The organism is Streptomyces herbicida, from assembly GCF_032656585.1.
GTDB classification, from domain to species: Bacteria; Actinomycetota; Actinomycetes; order Streptomycetales; family Streptomycetaceae; genus Streptomyces; species Streptomyces herbicida.
This window is the reverse complement of record NZ_JAUYWJ010000001.1, coordinates 89699-106027: the sequence shown is the minus strand read 5'-3', so window position 1 is coordinate 106027 and position 16329 is coordinate 89699. Positions and strand designations below refer to the sequence as shown.

General features: G+C 73.0%; 11 protein-coding genes. 4 read left to right on the top strand and 7 right to left on the bottom strand.

Annotated features, from left to right (window positions below; translation table 11 throughout):
* Positions 1-2 precede the first annotated feature (2 nt).
* The 6 genes from sucC to Q8A52_RS00430 form a co-directional block, all read right to left on the bottom strand.
* Positions 3-1184, bottom strand: coding sequence for an ADP-forming succinate--CoA ligase subunit beta (gene sucC, locus Q8A52_RS00455; RefSeq protein WP_316747527.1), 1182 nt, complete (start codon positions 1182-1184; stop codon positions 3-5).
* Positions 1185-1616: 432 nt separating this feature from the next.
* Positions 1617-3467, bottom strand: coding sequence for a hypothetical protein (locus Q8A52_RS00450; protein WP_316747525.1), 1851 nt, complete (start codon positions 3465-3467; stop codon positions 1617-1619).
* A gap of 175 nt (positions 3468-3642) precedes the next feature.
* Positions 3643-4569 (bottom strand): hypothetical protein, encoded by a 927-nt coding sequence (locus tag Q8A52_RS00445; protein WP_316747523.1) that lies wholly within the window; start codon positions 4567-4569, stop codon positions 3643-3645.
* 140 nt (positions 4570-4709) lie between these two features.
* Positions 4710-5873, bottom strand: coding sequence for a VWA domain-containing protein (locus tag Q8A52_RS00440; RefSeq protein ID WP_316747521.1), 1164 nt, complete (start codon positions 5871-5873; stop codon positions 4710-4712).
* Positions 5870-8329, bottom strand: coding sequence for a DUF5682 family protein (locus Q8A52_RS00435; protein ID WP_316747519.1), 2460 nt, complete (start codon positions 8327-8329; stop codon positions 5870-5872). The genes Q8A52_RS00440 and Q8A52_RS00435 overlap by 4 nt, the downstream gene beginning before the upstream one ends.
* A complete protein-coding gene (locus tag Q8A52_RS00430) occupies positions 8326-9474 on the bottom strand; it encodes an ATP-binding protein (protein ID WP_316747518.1) in 1149 nt (382 codons plus the stop codon). The genes Q8A52_RS00435 and Q8A52_RS00430 overlap by 4 nt, the downstream gene beginning before the upstream one ends.
* Positions 9475-9606: 132 nt before the next feature.
* On the opposite strand from Q8A52_RS00430, the gene Q8A52_RS00425 reads away from it, so the two are divergent.
* Positions 9607-10962 (top strand): SWIM zinc finger family protein, encoded by a 1356-nt coding sequence (locus Q8A52_RS00425; RefSeq protein ID WP_316747516.1) that lies wholly within the window; start codon positions 9607-9609, stop codon positions 10960-10962.
* Between the two features lie 43 nt (positions 10963-11005).
* Positions 11006-12745, top strand: coding sequence for a DUF5691 domain-containing protein (locus tag Q8A52_RS00420; RefSeq protein WP_316747514.1), 1740 nt, complete (start codon positions 11006-11008; stop codon positions 12743-12745).
* Between the two features lie 26 nt (positions 12746-12771).
* Here Q8A52_RS00420 and Q8A52_RS00415 read toward each other — a convergent pair whose 3' ends face one another.
* Entirely contained in the window at positions 12772-13188 is a 417-nt protein-coding gene (locus tag Q8A52_RS00415) for a cobalamin B12-binding domain-containing protein (RefSeq protein WP_316747512.1), read from the bottom strand.
* Positions 13189-13592: 404 nt separating this feature from the next.
* On the opposite strand from Q8A52_RS00415, the gene Q8A52_RS00410 reads away from it, so the two are divergent.
* Entirely contained in the window at positions 13593-14459 is an 867-nt protein-coding gene (locus tag Q8A52_RS00410) for an esterase/lipase family protein (protein WP_316747510.1), read from the top strand.
* Between the two features lie 270 nt (positions 14460-14729).
* Entirely contained in the window at positions 14730-16256 is a 1527-nt protein-coding gene (locus Q8A52_RS00405; protein WP_316747508.1) for a M23 family metallopeptidase, read from the top strand.
* Positions 16257-16329: the final 73 nt, after the last annotated feature.

Sequence of the window (16329 nt, the reverse complement as noted above, 5' to 3'; positions counted from 1 at the left end):
GCTTACTTGGCGGCGTGGGCCAGCTCGGCGGCCTTGTCCGCCGCGCCGTCCATGGTGTCGACGCGCTGCACCAGCGGGTGGTTGGCGTCCGTGAGGATCTGCCGGCCCAGCTCGGCGTTGTTGCCGTCGAGGCGGACGACGAGCGGCTTGGTGACGTTCTCGCCCCGGTCCTCGAGGAGCTTCAGGGCCTGCACGATGCCGTTGGCGACCTCGTCACAGGCGGTGATGCCGCCGAAGACGTTGACGAACACGGACTTGACGTCCGGGTCGCCGAGGATGATCTCCAGGCCGTTCGCCATGACCTGGGCGGAGGCGCCACCGCCGATGTCCAGGAAGTTGGCGGGCTTGACGCCACCGTGGTTCTCGCCGGCGTAGGCGACGACGTCCAGGGTGCTCATGACGAGACCCGCGCCGTTGCCGATGATGCCGACCTCGCCCTCGAGCTTGACGTAGTTGAGGTTCTTCGCCTTGGCGGCGGCCTCCAGCGGGTTGGCCGCGTCCTTGTCGTGGAGCTCCTCGTACTCGGGGTGGCGGAACTCGGCGTTCTCGTCGAGCGACACCTTGCCGTCGAGGGCGATGACCTCCCCGGAGGCGACCTTGGCCAGCGGGTTGACCTCGACCAGGAGGGCGTCCGACTTGATGAACGTGTCCCACAGCCTGACGAGGACGTTCGCGACCTTGTCGGCGACCTCGGCCGGGAACTTGGCCGCGGCCACGATCTCCTGGGCCTTGGCCTCGTCCACACCGTCGATGGCGTCGATCGCGATCTTCGCGACGGCCTCGGGGCGGGTGGCCGCCACCTCCTCGATCTCCATGCCGCCCTCGACGGAGGCGATGGAGAGGAAGGTGCGGTTGGCACGGTCGAGGAGGAAGGAGACGTAGTACTCCTCGACGATCTCCGGCGCGGTCTCGGCGATCATGACCTTGTGGACCGTGTGGCCCTTGATGTCCATGCCGAGAATGTCCGTCGCGCGGGCGACGGCCTCGTCCGCGGAGGCGGCCAGCTTGACGCCACCGGCCTTGCCGCGACCACCGACCTTCACCTGCGCCTTGACGACCGACTTGCCGCCCAGCCGCTCGGTGATCGCGCGCGCCGCCTCAGGCGTGTCGATGACTTCACCGGCCAGCACCGGTACATCGTGCTTGGCGAAGAGGTCCCTCGCCTGGTACTCGAACAGGTCCACGCGCTTCCGTCCCTATCAGTGATCTCGCGGTTCGTTGGATGCGTGGGCGTGCCGCGAAGGGCAACGTGACGTCCGCATGTGTCACTAGGGGGGCGCACACGGTGTCCGAGCGCGCGGCATGTCCGTCTCGCAGGTTATCGCCGCTTGCCGGGGGTCCCTAAATCGAGGGTCACACCTGAGCGGTGATACCTGTCACATGATGCCGGGTTTGCTGGCACGGCGTGCCGAAGCGGCGAGGCCTCACCGGGCTGGGGTTGACCCGGTGAGGCCTCTGGAACGGCCCACAAGGACCCGGGCTGGCTGATCCCCACCCCAATGGGGACCAACCGACCCCAACCGTGAGGTGTCGGTCGGACGCACCGACGGTATTCGGCCGTCCGATACCTCCATCCCACGGAGTCGGTCGGGACGGGGCGCCTCAGATGTCCTGCATCAGATGCTCTGGGCGCGCTCGTCGTGCAGGTTGTGCATGCTGTGCAGGTTGTGGATGTACCCCGTGTGGTGGACCTGACCCGGGGCCACGGAATCGGCGACACCCGCCGCGCCGTTCACGGCGTGCCCGGCGAGCGGGGTGGCGGCGTGGACGGTGCCGGCGGCCAGGTCCTGCCCGAAGGGCGCGGCCTGCCCGGCGACACCGCGGGCGAACGGGTCGACCTCACCGGTCACACCGTGCGCGAACGGGGCGACGTCGCCCGTCACGCCGTACGCCAGCGTCGTGGTGCTGCCCGCGACCGGCTGCACCGTCCGGGTGACGATGTCGGCGACGGGCTGCACGGCACCGGTCACCCCGTGCGCGAACGGCGGGACCTCTTCCGCCACGCCCTGCCCGAAGGGGCCCACCTGCCCGGTCACGCCGTACGCGAGCGGCGGTACGGCACCGACGACGCCGCCCGCGAAGGGGTGGACGTCGCCCGCGACGCCGTACGCGAGCGCCTGGGCGTCCGCCACCGCCTGCCCGGCGACCGGCGCGACCCCGTGCACGGCGGTGCCGGCGACGGGCGGCAGCACGGCCTGCGTGCCGTCCTGGGCGGCCTGGCCGACCACCCCGGTGGCGTACGGCTGCGCGTCCGCGACGACCCCGCCAACGGTCGGCCGCACGTCCGCAACGGCACCCGTGGCGACGCCCTGCACACCCGTGACGGCACCCCCGGCGGCCGGCTGGACGCCGTGGACCGCACCACCCGCGACGGGCTGGACGTCGGCCACGACGCCGTACGCAAGCGCGGTGGCGGCGTCCACGGCGTGACCGGCGACGGGCGTCACCCCGTGCACGGCACCGGTGACCACCGGCGTCACCCCGTGCACCGCGCCCGTGGCCACGTCCCGTACGCCCGCGACCGCGCCCCCGGCGACCGGCTGGACGCCCGCCACGGCGTGACCGGCGACCGGGACGGCTCCGTACACGGCGCCGGCGGCGACCGGCGGGACGGCCTCGGCGGCCGCCTCGTACGCGACCGGGGTGACCGTGCCGGGAACGGCCGTCACGGTGCCGGTGAGGTGCGCGGGCACGGAGGACACGGAGGCCCGGGCGGCGGCCGTGGCCCCGGCGGCCCGGCCCTGGACGCCGTTGAGCGCGCCCTGGCCCGTGCGGCCCGCGGTGGCGACCGTCTGCGCGGCCTTCGTGCGTACGGCTCCGTCGACGCCCTGGGCCTGGCTGCGGGCGGCCGCCTGGAAGGCCTGGAGCTTGGTCTGGGCGGCGGCCAGGGCCTCCTCCACCTCGGGGGCGAAGGAGGAGAGCGGGCCGAACAGGTAGTCGATCTCGTCCTGCGGGGAGGCCGCGTCGGAGACGGTGGCGGTCGCCTCCGCCCTCGCCCCGACGGCCATGTGGTCGGTCGCGGCCTTCGCCGCACGGGCCGCCCGGGCGCCGTTGACGGCCTGGGCTCCCCTGACCTTGGCGGCGGCCGGGACCTTGGCGTCGACGTAGCGGCGGGCCTGGTCGGCGGCGGTGGTGGACGTGCCGGTGGCGGTGTGGGCGGCGGTGGCGGCCGTCTGCCCGGCCTCGGCCGCCCTGCTCCGGGTGTCGGACACGGTGGACTTCGCCCCGGCGGTGGTGTTCGCGGTGGTGTTCTGGGCCGTCGAGGTCACGCCGCCGGTGACACCGGTGACCGTGTCCTGCGCGTCGGACACGACCCCGTCGACCGTGCCGGTGAGCCCGGAGGTCGTGTCGGAGACGGACAGGGACGAGGCGGGCAGTTCGTCGGCGCTGGCCACGGTCGAGCCGAGCGCCCACGCGCCGGTCACTCCGGCGGCTATGACGATGGAACGGCGGATGTTCTTGTTCATGCGTGCGTCAGATCCTTAAGGGATTCCCGGACGTCGGAGCCACAAGGGCTGCGAGGACGCCGGAAGCGCGACTGGGACTTGGGCCGTCCGGACTTCGGAGGGGTGTCCGGACGGTCGGGCAGACCTGTTCCGCCCCCGCGCGACAGGTCCACGGCGGGGAGGTGGCCGTGGTGTCCTAGCCGGGGAAGACGGGAATGTCCCGGTGCCTGTCCCGGGTCCCGGCCACGTCGACGCGCGCGGCGGCACCGGGCGCGAGCCGCACGGGCGCCCGGTCGTTCAGGGTGACGGCGTGCGCGTCACCGTGCCTCGGAGAGCCGTTGTCGACCGCTGATTTGCCCGGTGCGTCGCCCTGGTCGCCGGTGGGCGCGGGCCGGCTCGGGGCGGTGACGGGGGCCGCGGCACGACGGCCGTCGGCGTGCGCCGCGGAACGCGGTGCGGGGGTGGCGGCGGTGAGGTCCGGTCCGCACGCGCCGCTCCTCGCGGACTTCGGCGTACGGGCCGTTGCGCCCCGGACGTCTTCACCGGACGCGGCCGTCGGCCGGGCCGCGCCGTAATGCGTCGTCCCGGGTGCCGAGGTGACCGGCGCCGGCAGCAACCGGCCGGGCGGCTCGGACATTCCGGGGAGTTCGGGAAGCCCGGGCAGCGGGGGTGTCGCGGGCAGCGCCGGCAGTGTGCCGCGCACCGAGTCCAGTTGCCGTGTCACTGCCCCCACCAGGTCCCCGGCCGGCCGCGTGGCACGACGGGGCAGGGACGCGACGGCTTCGTGGTCCGCCGCGGGCACGGCATGTGCCGCACGGCGACCGACGTGCTCGACCGGAGCGGTGACCGGGGCGGCAACCGCCCCCACGACACTCTTCGTCGGGGCCTTCGGCGCAGTGGCCCGCGCCGCGTCCGTCACGGCCGACGACACGGATGCGACCGACGTGGCGGAAGTGGCCGACGTGCCCGACAGCGTGCCCTCCGCGGCGTGCGCCTGCTCCCCGCAGAAAAGTCCGAGCGCGAACAGACCGGCCACCAGCAGACCCAGTTGCAGCGCACGCCGTCCCGCCGCCGTGCGCAACACGCGCACGCCGGTGACGGGCTGGACTGCAGATGAGGTCAAGAGGGGAAGGGTCCTCCCGTGCGGCGGAACACGTGACGAGTTGGCACATCGCGGGCGTGCCCGATCCTTGCACGGTACGCCCGAGGTTGCGCAAGCCCCCTGTTACCGATGGGTAGTCATGTCCCTTTTACCGCCTGGCGTCACACGGTGTCCGGTATCGGAAGGGGGCGCTTCTCGATCGCCGCCGCCATCACGTCCGGGAACAGATCGGGCGTACAGGCGAAGGCCGGCGCCCCCAGGGCGGCGAGCGCGGCCGCGTGCTCCCGGTCGTAGGCGGGCGCCCCTTCGTCCGACAGCGCGAGCAGCGTGACGAACTGCACCCCGGACGCCTTCATCGCCGCGACCCGCTTCAGCATCTCGTTCCGTATGCCTCCCTCGTAGAGGTCGCTGATGAGCACCACCACCGTCTCGGCGGGCCGGGTGATCTGAGACTGGCAGTACGCCAGCGCCCGGTTGATGTCCGTGCCGCCGCCGAGCTGGGTGCCGAAGAGGACGTCGACGGGGTCGTCGAGCTGGTCGGTGAGGTCGGCCACGGCCGTGTCGAACACCACGAGCCGGGTGCTGATCGACCGCATGGAGGCGAGCACGGCCCCGAACACCGACGCGTAGACGACGGACGCCGCCATCGACCCCGACTGGTCGATGCAGAGGATGACCTCCTTCTTCACGGATTGGGCGGCGCGCCCGTACCCGATCAGCCGCTCCGGCACGACCGTCCGGTACTCGGGCAGATAGTGCTTGAGGTTGGCCGCGACCGTGCGGTTCCAGTCGATGTCGTGGTGGCGCGGCCGGTTGACCCGGGCGCTGCGGTCGAGGGCGCCGGTCAGGGTGGCCCGGGTGCGGGTGACGAGCCGCTTCTCCAGGTCTTCGACGACCTTGCGCACGACCGCCCGTGCCGTCTCCTTGGTGGTCTCCGGCATCGCCTTGTTGAGCGAGAGCAGCGTGCCGACCAGGTGCACATCGGCCTCCACCGCCTCCAGCATCTCCGGCTCGAGGAGCAGGGAGGCAAGGCCGAGCCGGTCGATGGCGTCCCGCTGCATGACCTGGACGACGGAGGAGGGGAAGTAGGTCCGGATGTCCCCGAGCCAGCGCGCCACCGACGGCGCCGACGCCCCGAGCCCGGCCGAACGGTCCCGCCCCGTCTGCGGTTTGTCCCCCTTGCCGTAGAGCGCGGCGAGCGCGCCGTCCATCGCGGCGTCCTGCCCGGACAGCGCGCAGCCGGTTCCGTCGGCCGCGTCGCCCCCGAGCACCAGGCGCCAGCGCCGCAGCCGCTCCTGGGCCGGCTCCACCAGTTCGGCCGTCATGTCCCCACTCCCGCAAAGTAGTTGTCGCCCGTGTCAGCTGCGTCGTCGTCCAGCCCGAGCAGCAGCCGTACCAGTGGCAGAACGGCGTCCGCGCGCACGGCGTCCAGTTCCGCGGCGAAGCCGGGCAGGCCACCCGCCCGGTCCAACGTGCTCCCCCGTTCCGCCGGCCCGCGCCGCACCAGCTCGCCGAGCGTTCTGCGCACTCCCGGCTCGTAGGCCGAGAAGGTCCGCCGCAGCAGCGGCAGTACGTCGGTGAACGCCTCCGCCGGCACCCCGGTCAGCCAGGTGTCCACCAGCCCGAGCAGCCGCTCGTCGTGGACGAGCAGCATCCCGCCCCCGCCGCCTCCGACGAACCCCTCGATCCACGCGGCGGCGACCGGCGGCGCTGTCCCCGGCGACAGCACGAGCCCCATCAGCCGGGCCGCCTCGTCCTGCCCCAACTCCCCTTCGTCCAGCAGCAGCCGCACGGCACGCCCCCGGATGACACCGGGCACGGTGTCCCGCCCGGTCAGGGCACCGAGCACGGAGCGCCAGCGGGTACGGAGGTGGCCGTGTCCCGTCGTGGAGGCCTCCCCCAGCAGGCCCACCGCCCCGTGCACGTCGTCCACATGGCGCCGCATCTCCTCGGCCGCGTCCGGGTCCAGGGCGGCGCAGGCCGGGGGCAGGCCGACGAAGATCCGCTCGGCGAGGCCGGCGGCGACCTCGGCGAGGGCCACCGTGTCGGTGCCGCGCACATCGCCGTAGCGCAGGGAGCGGACCAGGGCGGGAAGCGCCTGGGCGAGGTGGCCGACGTCGGCGTCGAGGGCCGCGCGGTCGGCGAGCACCCGCATCACCACGGGGAGCGCGTTCGGCAGTTCGGCGAGCAGACAGCGTTCGGCCAGTGCGGTGACCTCGGCGAGGGACTGCGCGGCCACGGCGTCTGCCTCAGCCTTGGCGGTCGCGGCACCGAGCACCGTCGTGCCCCAGACCCCGGCTTCGGCGACCCGCACCGACAGCTCCGGCTCCCAGCGCAGCCGCCAGGTCTCCCGGAACGTGCCCGTACTGCCCCGCGACTCCCTCGGCTCGCCCCACCCGACGCCCAGCAGCCGCAGCCGGTGCAGCAGCCTGCTGCGCCCGGCGTCGGTCTCCTTGCGCAGGTCGAGCTCCAACTCCCGCTCCAGCGCCTCCGGTTTGAGCCGCAGCCGACGCTGCAGCCGGGCCAGGTCCCGCTGCAACGGCACCGCGGGTGCCGCGTCGGGCACCTCGCCCAGCAGGTCTCCCACCACCAGCCGGTCGTGCACCAGGGCCAGCGGCACATCGGAGCCGTCGCACATCACTGCCCGCACGGCATCGGTCGTCTCGCTCAGCCCGGCCAGCGGGCGGCCGCGCATCGCGGCGAGCGTCTGCGCCAGCCGCACCGCCTCGATGACATGCGCCGAGGACACGATGCGGTCCTCCTCCCGCAGCAGCCGGGCCACCTTGGTCAGCCACCGCTCGACCGGACGGTCCGGCGCGCCGAACAGATGCCCGTACCAGCCCGGTGAGTCGATGCCCGCCCCGTACCCGCTGGACCGGGACAGCCTGCGGTGCGTCCACGGCACCCAGGTCATGGCCACCTTCGCCTTGGGCAGCCCCTTCAGCAGTGCCCGGTCGGCGGCGACGGAGGCCTTCTGCCGCAGGGCGGGCACGTGCCAGGCCCCGCACACCACGGCCACGGAGTCGGCGAACTCACGCCGGGCGGCACGCAGTTGCAGCCGCATATGGGCCTCTCGCACGAGGTCCCGGGCGTGCCCGCCGGCGCCGTACGCCTCCCGCAGCGCCCCCATGGCCTCCTCGAGCGCGGCGAACGGCGCGAGCGCCGCGTCCAGGTGCTCGGAGTTCTCCGCGCCACGGTGTTCAGTGCCACGGTGTTCAGGGCCCTCCGCGCCGCGGCGCTCGGTGGTCCCCGCACCCCGGTGTTCGACGACGTCCTCCCACCAGCGTTCGGGATCGTCGTAGCCTCCGGTCTCGGCGAGCACGGCGATCGGGTCGACGCGGACGTCGGCCCCGGGCGCGGGCCCGATGTCGGCACCGGGCGTGGGCTCGTCGTCGGCCCCGGCTCCGGGAGGCTCTCCCTCCTCACTCCCCCACGCCAGCGTGTGCGCGGCCGGCAGGTCGATGAAGCGGGCCGGGACCCCGTGCTCCAGGGCCCAGCGGATCGCCACCCACTCGGGGGAGAACTCGGCCAGCGGCCAGAAGGCCGACCGTCCGGGCTCCTCCACGGCGTGTGCGAGAAGCGCGACCGGAGGGCGCAGGTCCTCGTCGGCGGCCAGCGGGATCAGCGCGTCGGCCTCGGGCGGCCCCTCGAGCAGCACCACCCCCGGCCGGGCCGCGTCCAGCGCGGCCCGCACGGCACGCGCCGACCCGGGCCCGTGGTGCCGCACCCCGAGCAGCAGCGGCCCGGAGCCGAACGCCCGCCCCCACTCGGAGTCGCTCACGCGCTCACCTCCCGGCAGGCCCTGTAGAAGTCCTTCCAGCCGTCCCGCTCGCGCACGACCGTCTCCAGGTACTCCTGCCACACGACGCGGTCGGCCGCCGGGTCGCGGACGACGGCGCCGAGGATGCCCGCGGCGACATCGGCCGGCCGAAGCACGCCGTCGCCGAAGTGGGCGGCCAGCGCAAGGCCGTTGGTGACCACGGAGATCGCCTCGGCCGTGGACAGCGTGCCGCTGGGCGACTTCAGCTTTGTACGGCCGTCGGTGGTGACGCCGTCGCGCAGCTCGCGGAAGACGGTCACCACGCGGCGGATCTCGTCCATGCCGTCGGGCACGGCCGGCAGGTCGAGGGAGCGGCCGATCTGGTCGACACGGCGCGAGACGATGTCGACCTCGGCGTCGGCGCTCTCCGGCAGCGGCAGCACCACCGTGTTGAAGCGGCGGCGCAGGGCGCTGGACAGGTCGTTGACCCCGCGGTCGCGGTCGTTGGCCGTCGCGATCAGATTGAAGCCGCGGACCGCCTGCACCTCCTGGCCCAGCTCCGGGATCGGCAGCGTCTTCTCGGACAGGATCGTGATCAGCGTGTCCTGGACGTCGGCCGGGATGCGGGTCAGCTCCTCCACACGGGCCGTCATGCCCTCGGCCATGGCCCGCATGACCGGACTGGGCACGAGCGCGTCGCGGCTGGGGCCGTGGGCGAGCAGCTGCGCATAGTTCCAGCCGTAGCGGATCGCCTCCTCCGGGGTGCCGGCCGTGCCCTGCACCAGGAGCGTCGAGTCGCCGCTGACGGCGGCGGCCAGGTGCTCCGACACCCAGGTCTTGGCCGTGCCGGGCACACCGAGCAGAAGCAGTGCGCGGTCGGTGGCGAGTGTGGTGACCGCGACCTCGACGATGCGCCGCGGGCCCACGTACTTCGGCGTGATCACCGTGCCGTCCGGCAGCGTGCCGCCGAGCAGATACGTCGCCACCGCCCACGGCGACAGCTTCCAGCGGGCCGGGCGCGGGTGGTCGTCCTGGGCCGCCAGCGCGGCGAGTTCGGCGGCGAACGCGTCCTCGGCGTGCGGCCGCAGCGCCTCGGCCGGTTCCTTCACGAGTGCTTCGGCTGCTTCGACTGCCTGCACGGACGTCGGTTCCACGGACACAGACATGGCTGAGGCCCCCTCCAGCTCGGCCGGTTCGGTCTGTCACCAACCGTGCACCACGCCACTGACAATCGGTTCTGACCTGCGCAATCACCGCACCAGGGCCGATTGTCAGTGGCGGGATCTACCTTCGATGGCATGACTCAGCAGGGGGTGCGCTGGACCGCGGACCAGGTGCTGGCACTGGCGCCTGACGTCGCGTCACGCAAAGCGGGAAGCAAACTCGGCGCGGCCGGGCCGTGGTCCGAGGCGGGGAGTTCCGACGAGGGGACGGTGTGGGGGCTGTGCAAGGGCAGCGGCAGCAAGCCGTATCAGACGGTCGTCGACATCGCGGACGCGGCAGGTCCGGCGTACAAGTGCTCGTGTCCCAGCCGCAAGTTCCCGTGCAAGCACGCGATCGGGCTGTTGCTGCTGTGGGCGGGCGGGGACGGTGCGGTGCCGGCGGCCGAGGCGCCGGACTGGGCCGAGCAGTGGATCGCGGGCCGGAAGAAACGCGCGCAGGAGAATAGGGAGTCGAGCGGTGGGGGTTCCGGATCCGGGTCCGCCGATCCCGAGGCGGCGCGGCGCCGGGCCGAGCGCCGGGCGGAGCGGGTCACGGCGGGGGCGACCGAGCTGGAGCAGCGCCTGGCGGACCTGTTGCGCGGCGGCCTCGCCTCGGCGGAGCAGGCGGGGTACGGGCTGTGGGAGGAGACCGCGGCCCGCATGGTCGACGCACAGGCGCCGGGACTGGCTGCTCGGGTAAGGGAGTTGGGGGCCATCGCGGGGTCCGGGCCGGGCTGGCCCGTGCGGCTGCTGGAGGAGTGCGCGCTGCTGCATCTGCTCGACCAGGGCTGGCTGCGCCGTGAGCGGCTTCCGGACGGCCTCGCGACGACGGTGCGTTCCCGCGTCGGCCTGCCCGCTTCGGCGGACGGCCCGCCGGTGCGCGACCGCTGGCTGGTCCTCGCCCAGTACGACACGGCGGACGCGAAACTGACCACGCGCCGGATCTGGTTGTACGGCGCCGAGTCGGACCGCGTCTGCCTGCTCCTCTCCTACGGCGCGGCCGGCCGGGCTCCGGAGCCGGCGCTGCCGGTCGGGCTGGTCCTGGAGGCCGAGCTGTCCGCCTATCCCGGTGCGGGACAGCTGCGAGCGGCCCTGGGCGAGCAGTTCGCCCCGCCCGCGCCGGCCGCGGTACGGCCCTTGGGGGTGACGCCGGCCGGGGCGGCCGCGCGGTACGGGGAGGCGCTGCGGGACGACCCGTGGCTGGACGCGGTCCCGGTGACGCTGGACCGCGTCATACCGACCCCGGACGGGGACTCCTGGCAACTGGCCGACGCCGACGGCGACTCGGCGCTGCCGCTCAGCCCGGCCGCCCGCTCCCGCCCCGGCCTGTGGCGGCTCGTCGCCCTCTCCGGCGGCACACCGGTCAAGGTCTTCGGCGAGTGCGGCCACCGCGGCTTCACCCCGCTCACGGCATGGCCGCAGGGAGCGGGAGAGGCGGTGCCGCTGTGCTGAGGGGGCCCGGCACCACAGGACGACCGATGGAGAGGGGCGTTGTATGAACGGGAACTCGGCTTCCGCGAGGTCCGCGGGTGCGGCGGGTGCCGCGGGCGTCACGGGCATCGAGGGCGTCACGGGCGTCACGGACGCCCCAAGGGCCCCAAGCACCTGGGAGGAGCTCGTCACCACAGCACTGCTCGGCACGGACCGGCGCGCGCCCGTCGGCCGTGCGCCCGGGCGGGAGGCGCCGGTCGTGCTGCTGGACGCGGCGGCCGTGGAGACCGTGCGGCGGCGGGCAGGGCTGCGTCCGGCACAAGCCGCCCGGCGGCCCGAACCGGCCGCCGAGGACCCGCGCCCCCCGCTGCCCGCCGCGGCGGCCCGCAGGCTCGCGATGCTGCTGGCCGACCGTCCCGGCACGGGCGGCGGCCGGCGGGGCACCGCGCCGGACCTGATGGAGTTGCTGCCCCAGTGGCTCGCGGCGGCGAACGCGCGAGGGTTCGCCGCACCCCCGCAGACCTTGCCCGCACTGCTGGACGCGGCCCGGGGGCGCACGGACCTGCGGCCGGCGGCGCTGGCGTTCGCGGGACCGCGGGCGCTGTGGCTGGCCCGGCTGAACCCGGACTGGCGCTTCGCCCTGCGCGCGGCCCCGGGCGGCGGGACGTCACTGCCGGACCCCGATGACGACTCCGCCGCCGACGCGGTGCAACGGCAGTGGCAGGAAGGGCTGTTCGCGGAGCGGGTCGCCCTCCTCGCCGCGATACGGGCACGCAGACCCGCGGCCGCGCGCGAACTGCTGGCCGCGACCTGGGCCACGGAGCGGGCGGAGGACCGCCTGATGTTCCTCGACTCGCTGCGCATGGGGCTGTCGGCCGCCGACGAGCCCTTCCTGGAACAGGCGTTGGGCGATCGCAGCCGCAATGTGCGGGCGACGGCGGCGGAGTTGCTGTCCGCGCTGCCTGGCTCGGCGCTGGCCGCGCGGATGGCGGTGCGGGCCGGAGCCTGCGTGGCCGTGGACCACACGCGCGACATTCCGACGATCGCGGTCGAGGCGCCGCTTGAGTGCGATACGAGGATGGAGAGAGACGGTGTCGTGGCCAAACCTCCTTCGGGTAGAGGGGAGCGATCGTGGTGGTTGGGCCAGTTGGTGGAGTCGGCGCCGCTCGGATCATGGCCGGGGCGGCTCGGCGGTCGTACGCCGCAGGAGATCGTGGCACTGCCGGTTGCGGACGGCTGGCAGGGCGAACTGCATGCGGCGTGGTGCCGGGCCGCGGTGCGGCAGCGGGACCCCGAGTGGGCCCGGGCTCTGCTCGGAGCGCCCTCGGCGCCCGAGGCCGGAGGCCCGGGAGCGGTCTCCCTGGCGGAGCGGGCGAAGCTGCTGGGCACGCTGGACACCCGGGAGCGCGCCGAATGGGTGGCCGGCTTCATCGCGACGCACGGCTTGTCCGAGGCGTTCCAGCTGCTCGGGGTGTGTGCCGTGCCCTGGGCCCCGCCGCTCGGCCGGGCGGTGGTGGATGCGCTCGACATCGCCCGGGAAGCGGGGAGTTACCCGTGGAGCTTCAGCGGGGTGATGGGGCTGGCCGAGCGGTGCCTGGATCCCGCGGAGGCTTCGCGACTGGACGGGCTGCTGGCGGTGCCGGACGAGAAGGAGGACGCGTCGCCCGGGGCCGGGGGCTACTGGGCGGAGGCGTTCCAGCGGCTCATGACCACCTTGCGACTGCGCGCCGCGATGGCGGACGAGTTGCGGGTGACGCCGGAGCCGGGGGCACCGCGGGTGCGCTCAACCGCACCCGCGCGGTGATCCTCGTCGACCCGGCGCCGCAGGGACTACGCGCCGGCGGGCTGGCGGACGTTCTGCCGCACCCAGTCCACGATCGAGGCCGTGGTGGCCCCGGGCGTGAAGATCTCGGCGACGCCCTTCTCCTTGAGCGGCGGGATGTCCGCCTCGGGGATGATGCCGCCGCCGAAGACCAGGATGTCCTCGGCGTCCCGCTCCTTGAGGAGGTCGATGACCGCCGCGAAGAGGGTGTTGTGGGCACCGGAGAGGATGGACAGACCGATCGCGTCGGCGTCCTCCTGGATCGCCGTGTCGACGATCTGCTCCGGGGTCTGGTGAAGTCCGGTGTAGATGACTTCCATACCGGCGTCGCGCAGCGCACGCGCGATGACCTTGGCCCCGCGATCGTGGCCGTCGAGCCCCGGCTTGGCCACCACCACGCGGATCGGTCCGGCTGCCACACCCATCACTGCCTCCATGAAGCGACTACATCCATCCGTACCGACAAGTACCGCACATTCCGCGCGTTCCGCCACCCGCCGCGAAGTGAACGAACGTTATCTCCAGCATCTCTCAACCGGCAGTTTCACGGTGGTGACCGAGGGGGAAATCACACGGTGGGACACGTTCGGGAGCCGCAGCGTGGTCCGCGCGGGCACGAAAGGCACACAGGGCAGGTAAGGCACGACAGCGGGGAGCCTCGTCGCCACGCCGGCAGGACGCCTCGTCAGGTCATCGGCGCCGCATGCGCCGCACGCCTCATCCATCCCGCGGGTGCCGCTCGGGCACCGGCGGCCGCCCCCACCGCGGCGACCCATGAGGGCACACGGGGGATCGGGCCGTCCTCCTGCGTGCCGACAGGAGGTCGGCCATGAAGGTCACCAAGGCGCTCGAGCCCCTGGTTCCGATCTGGCAGCAGCTCCTGCCAGGCAGACTCAAGGGGCTCTCCATGACCCTCCTCAAGGCGACCGCGCTGGAGATCGCGATCCTGGCCGGGCACATCGCCCTCTATCCCACCGGCATCACACAGGAGCGCCACTCCCCCACGCATGCAGCGCCCCTGCCGGACGGCACCGCGCAGCTGCCGACCACACCGGACCCTCCAGTCGTCCTGCTGCACGGCTTCATCGACAACCGTTCGGTCTTCGTCCTGCTGCGCCGCAACCTCGCGCAGCACGGCAGGCAGCGCATCGAGTCGCTCAACTACTCACCGCTGACCCGGGACATCCGCACCGCGGCCGAGCTGCTCGCCCGGCACATAGAGGAGATCTGCGAGCGCACCGGCAGCCCGCAGGTCGACATCGTGGGGCACAGCCTCGGCGGACTGATCGCCCGCTACTACGTGCAGCGGCTCGGCGGTGACCTCCGGGTCCGCACGCTGGTGACGCTCGGCACCCCGCACTCCGGCACCCGGGTCGTCCCGCTGGCGAACGCGCATCCGATCGTGCGCCAGCTACGCCCCGGTTCGGACGTGCTCGAGGAGCTGGCCGGGCCGTCGCCCGGTTGCCGTACGCGCTTCTTCTGCTTCTGGAGCGACCTCGACGCCCTGATGGACGAGCCGGAGACCGCCTGTATCGACCATCCCGACCTTATGGTGCAGAACATACAAGTGATGGGAATCGGGCATCTCGCGCTTCCCGTCCACCCGGCCGTAGCGGCCGGGATACGGCAGGCACTCGACTCCGAGCACCCGGAGGTGGAGGTCGCCAGGCCGGCCGGCGGGCTGACCGTGGCGTGAGAACAGGGCCGTAACAGGGGCATAACGGGGCGAGTCCGGACGGCGCAACAGCCGCCCGGACTCGCCGACTTAGCGGGACCGGCAGACAGCCGGGCGTCGAACAATCTTCGAACACAAAGCCAAACCCGCGTCCTTGGTCCCCCGAAACACGGCCGAATGCCCGTTTCCTTCGGGCGCGAAACCTTCCGAAGATTGTCGTGCCCGCATACCGCCGGGTACAGTCGCCGCACTGCTCTGGCAGCCCCTGTTGTCGAGGCGAAAGAGAAGTTGGTGAACGACCGTCACCCGTCGGGGATCATGACCACCCCGGCTCCGGCTTCCGATGCCGCCTCGGCGCCCTACGCGTCGTACGGCGGGCAGGAGGCCCAGTACGGCGACTTCACCACGTACGCGGGATACGGCGCGGACGGCTATGCCACCGGTGCCCACACCGCCGCCTCGACCTTCGAGACCGACCCGCTCTTCGGCCACCTCCCTGGCGGAGGTCACGCCACGGGCGCGTACGACGCCACGCAGTGGCAGACCAGCGGCCACCACACGCCGAACTACGACCCGTACCCGGCCCAGCACCACGCCACCTATGACAGCGGCGCCTACGACAACCCCGCCTGGACGATCCCCCATCAGGCCACGGGGAACGACATCAGCGGCCAGTGGGACGCGAACGCCTGGCTCCAGCCCGAGCAGCACACCGGCGGCGCCGACCCGACCCAGCAGTGGGAATGGGGCACCCAGGCCTTCGAGACCGGTGCGTACGACGCCACGCAGTGGAACTCCGACGGCAGCGTCGTCACCACCGAGCCCGAGCAGCAGGCCGAACCCTTCGACCAGCAGGCGACCGCCACCTTCGACCAGCACTCGTACGAGGATCCCGCCCGCGAGGAGCTCGGCTACGAGCACTACGAGGATTACGAGGACGACGCCTTCGAGGGAGCCGTCCCGCACGAGGACGAGTCGACTGCCACGGGCGAAATGCCCGCAGTAACGCCACTGCTGGACGATCAGGAAGAGATCACCCCGGTCCCGGCCACGCGTGCGGGCTCACGCGGCGCGACACGTTCCCGCCGCCGTACGCCCCCCAAGCGCTCCGCGCTGCTGACCGTGGCCGTGCCTTCGGTCTGTGTGATGGGGGTGGCCGGGATCGCCGCCGCCTCCGTCGGCAATCTGAACCTGATCGGCGGCGGCAAGGACACCAGCGCCTCCGCAGCGGAGACGAAGTCGGTGAAACCGTCCGCCGCCAACAACCAGCTGGACACCCAGCTGGAGAGCCTGTCCGCCGGCGCCGACGACTTCGCCGACCGGGCCAGCCGGACCCAGGAGCGCATCGACCTCAAGGCGCAGCAGGTGGCGCAGCAGAAGAAGGCTGCGGCCGAGGCGGCCCGCAAGGAGCGGCTGCGCCCGAAGTATGTGCTTCCGGTCCTGCAGAAAGGGCTCAGCGCCTATTTCGGCCAGGCGGGCGTGAACTGGATGTCCGTGCACACGGGCATCGACTTCCCCGTCTCGTACGGCACGACGGTGATGGCCGCGACCGACGGCACGGTCCGCACCCAGTGGAACAGCGCCTACGGCAACATGATGATCGTGACGGCCAAAGACGGCACGGAGACCTGGTACTGCCACCTCTCCAGCTACCGGGTGGCCTCCGGTACGAGCGTCAAGGCCGGCGACCCGATCGCGTACTCCGGCAACTCGGGCAACTCGACCGGCCCGCACCTGCACTTCGAGGTCCGGCCGGCGGGCGGTTCGGCCATAGACCCGCTGCCGTGGCTGCGCAGCCATGGCCTGGACCCGACGTAGGTCCCCAGCCTCCTCCACGAGTGAATGAGCCTCCGCCGGACCGGCGGGGGCTCATCGCGTGGACCTACAGCTT

Bases quoted from the DNA above. Each gene is read 5' to 3' on its own strand.
- Q8A52_RS00450 (WP_316747525.1), bottom strand. From the start codon at position 3,467: ATGAACAAGAACATCCGCCGTTCCATCGTCATAGCCGCCGGAGTGACC.
- Q8A52_RS00440 (WP_316747521.1), bottom strand. From the start codon at position 5,873: ATGACGGCCGAACTGGTGGAGCCGGCCCAGGAGCGGCTGCGGCGCTGG.
- Q8A52_RS00430 (WP_316747518.1), bottom strand. From the start codon at position 9,474: ATGTCTGTGTCCGTGGAACCGACGTCCGTGCAGGCAGTCGAAGCAGCC.
- Q8A52_RS00425 (WP_316747516.1), top strand. From the start codon at position 9,607: ATGACTCAGCAGGGGGTGCGCTGGACCGCGGACCAGGTGCTGGCACTG.
- Q8A52_RS00420 (WP_316747514.1), top strand. From the start codon at position 11,006: ATGAACGGGAACTCGGCTTCCGCGAGGTCCGCGGGTGCGGCGGGTGCC.
- Q8A52_RS00415 (WP_316747512.1), bottom strand. From the start codon at position 13,188: ATGGGTGTGGCAGCCGGACCGATCCGCGTGGTGGTGGCCAAGCCGGGG.
- Q8A52_RS00410 (WP_316747510.1), top strand. From the start codon at position 13,593: ATGAAGGTCACCAAGGCGCTCGAGCCCCTGGTTCCGATCTGGCAGCAG.